The 8398-nt window shown below is 38.7% G+C and carries 7 protein-coding genes; 4 read left to right on the plus strand and 3 right to left on the minus strand.

What is annotated here, in order from left to right:
- Positions 1–108 precede the first annotated feature (108 nt).
- The 3 genes from HZA38_05000 to HZA38_05010 all read right to left on the minus strand — a co-directional run bounded on the left by HZA38_05000 (position 109) and on the right by HZA38_05010 (position 2353).
- A complete protein-coding gene (locus HZA38_05000; protein MBI5414840.1) occupies positions 109–585 on the minus strand; it encodes a hypothetical protein in 477 nt (158 codons plus the stop codon).
- A 170-nt stretch (positions 586–755) separates the two neighbouring features.
- Complete coding sequence (locus HZA38_05005; GenBank protein ID MBI5414841.1) at positions 756–1187, minus strand: hypothetical protein; 432 nt, start codon at positions 1185–1187, stop codon at positions 756–758.
- A gap of 203 nt (positions 1188–1390) precedes the next feature.
- A complete protein-coding gene (locus tag HZA38_05010) occupies positions 1391–2353 on the minus strand; it encodes a helix-hairpin-helix domain-containing protein (protein MBI5414842.1) in 963 nt (320 codons plus the stop codon).
- A gap of 167 nt (positions 2354–2520) precedes the next feature.
- On the opposite strand from HZA38_05010, the gene HZA38_05015 reads away from it, so the two are divergent.
- The 4 genes from HZA38_05015 to HZA38_05030 all read left to right on the plus strand — a co-directional run bounded on the left by HZA38_05015 (position 2521) and on the right by HZA38_05030 (position 8116).
- Complete coding sequence (locus tag HZA38_05015) at positions 2521–4827, plus strand: trypsin-like peptidase domain-containing protein (GenBank protein ID MBI5414843.1); 2307 nt, start codon at positions 2521–2523, stop codon at positions 4825–4827.
- Positions 4828–4951: 124 nt separating this feature from the next.
- The gene (locus HZA38_05020; GenBank protein ID MBI5414844.1) at positions 4952–5230 is read left to right on the plus strand and encodes a co-chaperone GroES; all 279 of its coding nucleotides are present in this window, start codon (positions 4952–4954) and stop codon (positions 5228–5230) included.
- Between the two features lie 153 nt (positions 5231–5383).
- Complete coding sequence (gene groL, locus HZA38_05025) at positions 5384–7021, plus strand: chaperonin GroEL (protein MBI5414845.1); 1638 nt, start codon at positions 5384–5386, stop codon at positions 7019–7021.
- A gap of 219 nt (positions 7022–7240) precedes the next feature.
- Positions 7241–8116, plus strand: a complete 876-nt coding sequence (locus tag HZA38_05030) for a hypothetical protein (protein MBI5414846.1) — start codon at positions 7241–7243, stop codon at positions 8114–8116.
- Positions 8117–8398 lie beyond the last annotated feature (282 nt).

An 8398-nucleotide genomic window follows, 5' to 3' on the forward strand; every position in this document is an offset into this window, starting at 1 on the left:
AAATGCTTTCCTTTTTGTAATATTTTCTGTATTTGTATTTTTTCCTTTTGAGAAAGATGAACGATATATTTTTTCATGCGTATCAAGAAAAATATCGTCCCAAGTATATCACACGAAATTATTTATTGGAAATAATACTAGGCTACAACCAGAAGACTCTGGGAAGAAATTGCTGTGCTGAGGATAAGCATCTGTCATTTCTTCTATACAACCCGTAACTAACTCAGGGACAAGGAATGGATATGCACCACCACCACATGCATAAATAGAAGAAATAATGATATCTCCCGTATCCCATCTGTCCATTTGTCCTGCATATCCACTCCATTCAAGTAAGCTCTCGAGTACTTGCGATGTGTATTGAATTATTTCAATCAAGCTCTTCCAATCTTTTCCTTCATTTGTACTATTTGTAATACCGCTCCCCCCTAATGATATTTGGTGAATATTCCAAACAAAGCATCTTCGTAGTTCAAAGATAACTCCCCTTTGCCCTTCAAGAACAGCCGCTATGTCTTCCCGGGAAAGAGGTTTTCCTTCTAAATTTAAATGAATTTCTGTCTGTGGCAACTTGGAGGGGGACATCTTCACCATACAAAAGAATTTCTATAGGCATTACTCTAAACTCAGTTTCATTACGTTCTTTTTTATTGATCACTCTGGAGAAGTTATAGACACTTTAGACCAGATTTTATAAAAAAAGCAAGCGTGTTTTATTCCGCTTTCTTTTCACACTTTTCATCATTCCGCAATCCTCACACCACTATGTGGTACTTTTCCTCATGCTGCTGAACTTTCCGATCAGTATACATTTTTACAGAGTCAGAAATTCCATCAAGTCGAGTGACTACTTCGTGTTCTATAAGAAACACCATTTCCATCTGAAATGTATCCATTTTTTCATCGAGCTTTTTCTCAAGAGATTGTGAATGTTTTGCAAATTTTTCATCAAGCTTTTCCTCAAGAGACTGCGAATGTTTTGCAAATTTTTCATCAAGCTTCTCCTCAAGAGACTGTGAATGTTTTGCAAATTTTTCATCGAGCTTTTTTTCAAGAGATCGCGCTTGCCCTTCAAACTTCTCATCAACCTCCACACGAAATGAGTCAAAACTCTTTTGCAAGGACTTGGTGTGAATTTCTAATGCCTCAAGGAGGAGTATCAGCCGCTGAAATTCATTCTTTGTCATATCATCAAAAAGAAGACACTCGTGATGATACTTCTTTTCCAAAAAACTCCAAGGGCATCAGTTTTTTTTGGAAAAAATTAAAACGAAAAACATTCACAAAGTCGCATAATGAAGATATTTTTTGGAATTTACTTCTTCGCAAAAAAAGTGTCGACGACCTCCGTCAACAGAATATAAAACTCACTCATCTTCTCGAAGAAGAACTATCCATGAAGTTCATCTTTTCCGAGTCTTTTTTCTGGAGAAATCCACTTTTTCCCCAGAATTTCATACACACCTTCTTCTGTTTCTCCCGCAATTTTCTTCTCCCCAAGAAATACGCCGTATTCGGAAAGTTTCATTCTCTTTTTGAGCGCAATTCTTCTGAGAAGAATATTGTGTTCTTTTGATCCCGTAAAATATTGGAGCGCCGAACCAAAACTTTCAGGAGGGACGACGCGAAGATCGATTTGTCGATGATCTTTGGTAAAAATCGATGCTTTCGTCTCCCCGTGTGCATTCACTTCTCCCACGATTTCAAGCTTCAGAAAAAAATCAATGACCTTTTCTGGATGCACGCTCGAGACGAGAATGTCGATATCGCCGATCATTTCTTTTTTCCTTCGAAGACTTCCCGCAATTTCTATTTTGAGCATTTCGTGGCATTTTTTCATATTCTTCAAAATTTCATCCGCCTTCTCCTTGGCTTCTGTATAAGGAATTCTCTGCTCATTTTTCTCGAAAAACTCAATCCCTTTCTTCAAATTTTCCACACTTTTTTCTCCAAAATGAGGAAGTTTTTCGACTTGCCCGCTCTTCAATAATTTTTTCAGCAGAGAAAGATTTTTTACTCCAAACTCAAACCAGAATTTTTTGAGCGTTTTTGGACCAAGTCCGGGAATATTTAAAAGTTCGAGAATCCCGTCGGGAAGTCCTTGCTTCATTTTTTCAAGCGCCGCAATGTGCCCGGTTTCGCGATACTCCACAATTTTTTGCGCAATCGCATCTCCAATTCCTCGAATTTTTTTGAGTTCTGCTTGAGAGGAATTTTTAAGAATATCTTCAGAAAGTCCGCTGACTACAGACGATGCGGTTCGATATGCTCGAATCTTAAAAAAACTTTCGTTTGAGAGTTCGAGAATATCTGCTATTTCTGCAAACCGGTCTTTGAGATCGAGAGAAAGCATAGAAAATGGAGAATGTTGAATATAAAATGTAAAAAAACTTGATGTCTCCTCTATTTATATTGTATCGCAAAAATACCATGAGAACGAAACCACATGAGCTCTTTCCATTTTCCATTTCATAATATTCTTTTCCTGCTATACTCTTCGAGCGTCTTTTTCTGATTTTCATGAAGCGGAACATTCTTTTCTCGAGTTTTTTTATCTGTGCACTTCTTTCTTTCCCGAATACAAGTGCGGCAAAAGCGACTATCGATTTTGAAAAGATGCTCCCAACGGTGATGATCACTTCTGGTGATTACACAAAAAATGAAGGTGTTCAATTTTACGTATCGGGATCTGCGACTATTATTAGTCCCGAAGGACTCATCATTACGAATAACCATGTTGTGGAAAAAGAGGAAGATAAGGCATTCTCTGTATTTTTTATATGCATCACTTTTGATCCTGCCGAAAAACCAATTTGTGAATATACTGCTTCGCTCCTTGCTCGAAATCGAGATATGGACGTTGCTCTTCTCCAAATACACAAGCAAGATATTCGGGGAAAAGAGATTCCGCTTCTGAAATTTCTTCCATATTCTCCAAAAAAAGAACTGAAAGAAGGAGATGATATTATTGTTCATGGATATCCGGGAATAGGAGGAGAATCAATTACCATCACCAAAGGACAAGTCAGCGGATTTGAAGAAAAGAATCAGCTGAGATACTTCAAAACAGATACTCTTACGAGCTATGGAAATTCTGGCGGAACGGCACTTTCTGAGGAAGGAGATTTTGTGGGAATTCCGACATATGGTATTTCAGCAGACGCGACAGATTTGGGGTACTTCTTGGATATTCATGAAGCAACGAGTTTTATAGAGGAACACATGAAAGATCCGCCAGCGTATGTCGAAGCAGCGTATGCAGAAGTCCGCAGAAAATTGATCTTGAAAAATGATGCAGAAGATACGAGAACATATACGCATCCGTATTATCCGAAATTCACAGTGAAAATTCCTGAAAGTTGGGAATTTTACAAAATATCGCGGTATAACATCGTAATGGGATCGAAAATCGACACTGAAAATTATGCAATTGATATCACTCTCAAAGATTTTCCATTCGAAGTTACCAAAGAATATTTACAAGAACGAGTTTTTAAAAAATTTGAAAAGAATAAAGAACAGTACAAAAATTATGAGCGTGTGGAGGAGGTCTTCCAAGGCGTTCATGCGTATCGCATTTCCTATCTCTACTGGGATCAAAAATCGATGAACTACATTATTCCCTATGGAAGTTCTTTGATATTTATTTCCTATGAATATGATCTCAAAAAAGAAGAAGAGGCTCTCCAAAAATACGCGTCTCTTTTTACGACATTTTCATTCCTGGATCAGCCAATTGTGCAAAACCCTGTACAGACGCTCACTCGCAAAACGCCTGCTTTTTCTCTCGGGACAGCTCCAGGGTGGTATCTCCATGAAAATAAAGACCCATCAGATGAAGATTTTATCGTTGAATTCCTCCGCAAAGAAGATGTAGAAGCCGATATTACCGTCTTTCATCAGAAGCTTTCTGAATCTGAGAAAAAACTTTCTCAGGAGGAATTTCTAAAACACCTCTTGGAAGCTCATAAATGGGAATCGAATTTCCGGCTGGTGAGTAAAAATGACAATGTCGTCTTGGACGGTCTTCAGGGGGTTTCTCTTACCTATCTCTACGAAGGCGAAGATTTTGGAAAAACACGAAAAACGAGCAAAATTTACGCTTTTGATGGGAAAGATGCGTATATTTTTGTCTATGATGATCTCGATACGAAGTATGATGAAAATCTGGAAAGTTTTCGCGAAATTCTTCTTTCCTTTCAAAATCAGAATGAAAAAGTTCGTGGTACCAAGGGGAATTTTTCGATTGGATCACTAAATTATGTATTTTACGATATCTCATATCACCGCTATGAACAGTCCATTTCCAGAATGAAAGATAAGGGGATTTTTGAAGGATATGAAGATGACACTTTTCGTCCCGAAAAAAAGATTTCGCGCGGAGAAGCTTTAAAAACGATCCTTCTTGCAAGAGCCATCGGAAAACAAAAAAAAGGAGATGATGCGATGATGAAGGAACTTGATCAGTATTCCGAAAAAGCATTTTTTAAGTTTGATTTCTTTGACACGAGACCAATTCAGTGGCTTCGAAAATATGTGAGGTTTGCTCAAAAAAACAATATTATTCAGGGAATGTCTGATACATTCTTTCATCCAGAAGCATCTGTGACTCTTGGCGAAGCATGCAAAATCCTCCTCACCACAAATGAAATTCCCGTGTGGGATATAGAAAAAACAGAATTTAAGGAACTGGTTCCATGGTATAAGCCATATCTCGACAAAGGATTCGAAATTGGTATCATCCCCGAAGGTCTCTATGATGCGAGTTATGAACTCACAAGAGGTGAACTCGCTTTTATGGTAGACGCCATTCTTGAAAAAAATTGAGAAGAAAGGAGAAAAAAATTTCTCTTGACGACTTTCTGGATTTTGCTAGAATTTTTTAGCACTCGTAAATAATGAGTGCTAATTAAATCCCGCCTCATAATTTTTGCCCTTTTATTCTTTTCCCATGAAGATAAAACCACTTTTTAAAAAAGTTGTTGTTGAAGCAACATCTGCAGAGGAAGTCAGAGCTTCCGGAATCGTCATCCCCGACACTGTTTCTAAGGAGAGACCGCAACAGGGGAAAGTTCTTGCGGTTGGTCCTGGCAAGAAAGATGAGCCAATGACGGTGAAAGTCGACGATGTTGTCCTTTTTAAGACGTATTCTCCAACGGAGGTGAAAGTCGACGGAAAGGAGTATCTCATTCTGGATGAAGAGGATATTTTGGGAGTACTTTCCAAATAAATGTTAAAGGGAAAATGTAAAATGTTAAAAAAATATTTAATTCTTAAGTCAAAATGTTTAAAAATTAGGATTTACGATTTGTTTTTACATTTTACATTTCAAATTTTACATTTCTAAGCTCGCTTATTTTTTTACACTTTATTTTATTAATTTATGGCAAAAAACATTGTTTTTTCAGATGATGCTCGCAAAAAACTCCTTTCCGGAGTAAAACAGCTCTTTGACGCTATTCGCGTTACGATGGGACCAAAAGGGCGAAATGTGGTGATCGACAAGAAATATGGAGGACCACAAATCACCAATGACGGCGTTACGATTGCGAAAGAAATTGAACTCAAAGATCCGTATGAGAATTTGGGAGTACAAATGGTAAAAGAGGCGGCAACAAAAACTCAAGACGCTGCCGGAGATGGAACAACAACCGCAACGGTTCTCGCTGCTGCGATGATTTTGGAAGGAATTCGCAATATCGCTGCGGGAGCAAATCCCATGGGACTCAAAAAAGGAATCGAAGTTGCTGTTGAAGCAATTGTTGCGGAACTTGAGAAAAAGAAAAAACCAGTGACGACTCGTGAAGAGAAAGCTCAGGTTGGGACTATTACCTCAAAAGATCCTGACATTGGCGAACTCATTGCCGATGCCATGGAAAAGGTGAAAGGAGAAGGAGTTATTACGGTAGAAGAGGGAAAAACCATGGGGCTTGATATTGAAACTGTTGAAGGAATGCAGTTCGACAACGGATACATTTCTCCCTACATGGTCACGGATTCTTCTCGGATGGAAGCAGTTATGGAAAATCCGCGTATTCTCATTACTGATAGAAAAATCTCCTCAATCCAGGATATTCTTCCTCTTATTGAAGCGCTCGCTAGTGCCGGAAAGAAAAATCTCGTCATTATTGCAGAAGATTTGGAAGGGGAAGCTTTAACAACTTTGGTGCTGAATAAACTCCGAGGAACATTTAACACTCTCGCAATTAAAGCTCCTGCTTTTGGAGATCGAAGAAAGGCAATGCTTCAGGATATTGCGATCCTCACTGGAGGAAGGGTTATTACCGAAGAACTCGGATTAAAGCTTGAGAATGCAACCGTGAACGATTTAGGAGAAGCCCGAAAAGTCATTTCTACGAAGGACGTAACGACAATTGTCGAGGGAAAAGGAACAAAGAAAGATATCGAAAAAAGAGTTCAGGAAATCAAAGTGGAAATAGAGAATACGACTTCTGATTACGACCGAGAGAAGCTTCAAGAACGTGTTGCAAAACTCGCTGGAGGAGTTGCTATTATCAAGGTAGGAGCTGCGACGGAAATTGAACTGAAAGAGAAAAAACACCGAATTGAAGATGCTCTTTCAGCAACATATGCCGCCGTGGAAGAAGGCATTCTCCCTGGCGGTGGTGTTGCGCTCCTCAAAACAAGAAAAATTCTTGTGGCACTTGCTGAAAAAGAACATGATTCTGATATAAGGGTCGGAATTATGCTCGTTTACAAGTCTCTTGAATTCCCTCTGAGACAAATTGCGGAAAATTGCGGACTCGAGGGATCGGTTATTGTGGAGAAGGTTCTTGCAGAGAAGGACTACAATATGGGATTTAATGCGGCAGAAGAAAGAATTGAAGATTTGGTAAAATCTGGAATTGTGGACCCGAAAAAAGTGACCAGAGCAGCACTTCAAAATGGAGCTTCTGTTGCGGGAATGTTCCTCACCACCGAAGCTGCGATCGTAGAAATTCCAGAAGAAAAACCAGCAGTAATGCCCGGAGGAGGAATGGGCGGAATGGGAGACTACTAATCATTACCTCCGCTCCTCTGAGTCCTCTCCTCGATCGGTTTTTTTGAACTTGAACTTTCATTTTTTCTGTCGTCGAGGTCCGTCGACAGAAGAGTATCTGAAAAAGCATAGAGTAAAAGCCTATTTTTTGGATATGGAATTTTTGTTTCATGCAAATTTTTGGAAATATCCTATACTTCCATTGTGGAAATATTCTTCCTCAATTTCACTGAAAATTTTATGAAAAAAGACATTTCAACTTCACTCACTTTCTTTGGAACTTATAAAATTCGGAGAGTGTATGATGAAAAAACAGAGACGTGGTATTTTTCTGTGGTGGATATCATCCAAGCATTGGAAGTGAGTTCCGATGCGAGAAATTATTGGAAAGTGCTAAAAAATCGGCTTGTGAAGGAAGGAAGTGAAGTGGTTACAAATTGTAACCAGTTGAAACTATCAGCTCCTGATGGCAAAATGCGCGAAACGGATGTTGCGGATGTAGAAACAATTTTACGTCTTATTCAATCAATCCCCAGCAAGAAAGCTGAACCAATTAAGCTCTGGCTTGCAAAAGTCGGTTATGAACGAATGCAAGAAATGTCTGATCCAGAAAAAGGAATTAAGAGAAGCCGTGGATATTGGCAAAAACAAGGACGGAGTGAAAAATGGATCCAGCAACGCATGATGGGACAGGAAACGAGAAATAAACTCACTGATTATTGGGATACGCATGGAGTAAAAGAGGGCAAAGAGTTTGCGGTTTTAACCAACATTATTCATCAGGAATGGAGTGATCTCTCCGTAAAAGACCATAAAAACTTGAAAGGCTTAAAAACTCAAAACTTAAGAGATCACATGAGTGAAGCGGAGCTGATCTTTACGACACTTGCGGAACTTTCCACGCGCCAAATTGCAGAGACAACGGATGCCGAAGGATTTGAGGAGAATAAAATCCCTGCAAAAAAAGGCGGGAAAATTGCGAAAGATGCAAGAAAAGCCCTGGAGGAAAAAACAGGGAAATCGGTGATTACGGGAGAAAATTATTTACCGCCGGAAAGATCCAAAAAATCCTTGGGAGCCTCTGAAAAATTCAAAAGTTTAAAAATCAATAGCTGAGAAAAGCCGATTCCCAAAGTTAAAGTTTAAAAAAATCGAATAAATCAAAATCTCCATTTTTTATTTTTTACTAAAATAATTTAAACAAACTGGTTTTTTAACCGCTCCATATATTCTTTACCGCAATCATCTTTCAATCTGCTTACCTTGAGTCCAATAAATAATGATGTATAATATGGGAGAATTTTCCCCCATATTTATGAAAAGAAATGAGATAACGCATCAGGAAATAACAAAAGAGGCATTGGAGAGAGAGAAAAAGAAGTCAAAAAGCATGCAAAG

The sequence above is a fragment of the Candidatus Peregrinibacteria bacterium genome, from assembly GCA_016220175.1.
GTDB lineage: Bacteria > Patescibacteriota > Gracilibacteria > CAIRYL01 > CAIRYL01 > JACRHZ01.

What these genes read in the sequence shown, in the direction of transcription:
- groL (MBI5414845.1), top strand. Translation starts at nt 5,384, where the DNA reads ATGGCAAAAAACATTGTTTTTTCAGATGATGCTCGCAAAAAACTCCTT.
- HZA38_05020 (MBI5414844.1), top strand. Translation starts at nt 4,952, where the DNA reads ATGAAGATAAAACCACTTTTTAAAAAAGTTGTTGTTGAAGCAACATCT.
- HZA38_05005 (MBI5414841.1), bottom strand. Translation starts at nt 1,187, where the DNA reads ATGACAAAGAATGAATTTCAGCGGCTGATACTCCTCCTTGAGGCATTA.
- HZA38_05000 (MBI5414840.1), bottom strand. Translation starts at nt 585, where the DNA reads ATGTCCCCCTCCAAGTTGCCACAGACAGAAATTCATTTAAATTTAGAA.
- HZA38_05030 (MBI5414846.1), top strand. Translation starts at nt 7,241, where the DNA reads ATGAAAAAAGACATTTCAACTTCACTCACTTTCTTTGGAACTTATAAA.
- HZA38_05015 (MBI5414843.1), top strand. Translation starts at nt 2,521, where the DNA reads ATGAAGCGGAACATTCTTTTCTCGAGTTTTTTTATCTGTGCACTTCTT.
- HZA38_05010 (MBI5414842.1), bottom strand. Translation starts at nt 2,353, where the DNA reads ATGCTTTCTCTCGATCTCAAAGACCGGTTTGCAGAAATAGCAGATATT.